Raw genomic sequence first — 389 nt, forward strand, 5'->3', positions numbered from 1 at the left:
GTTCCCCGGTGGTTCTTGGTATGGTATAATATCCAAACGGCAGCCAAGACACTGACCGCAGTTGTAGTTCCCCGGTGGTTCTTGGTATGGTATAATCCGCGCTAATGAGATGCGCGCTGTCTACACGTTGTAGTTCCCCGGTGGTTCTTGGTATGGTATAATCTTGTAAAAGGTTTTGACGCACCGTTTTACGTTGTAGTTCCCCGGTGGTTCTTGGTATGGTATAATGCTGCGGGCGTTAACAGCAATGCACAGCTTGTTGTAGTTCCCCGGTGGTTCTTGGTATGGTATAATATTTTGTAGCTCTTTAGAGAGTCGCTTTATGTTGTAGTTCCCCGGTGGTTCTTGGTATGGTATAATAAGCCGAAACTGCCGATAAGTTTAAATTT

The 389-nt window shown here is 45.8% G+C and carries 1 CRISPR repeat array.

From position 1 onward, the window contains the following. Nucleotides 1-60: 60 nt before the first annotated feature. Nucleotides 61-360: a CRISPR direct-repeat array (repeat unit 36 nt; unit sequence GTTGTAGTTCCCCGGTGGTTCTTGGTATGGTATAAT). Nucleotides 361-389: the final 29 nt, after the last annotated feature.

Source organism: Phascolarctobacterium succinatutens YIT 12067 (assembly GCF_000188175.1).
GTDB lineage: Bacteria > Bacillota > Negativicutes > Acidaminococcales > Acidaminococcaceae > Phascolarctobacterium_A > Phascolarctobacterium_A succinatutens.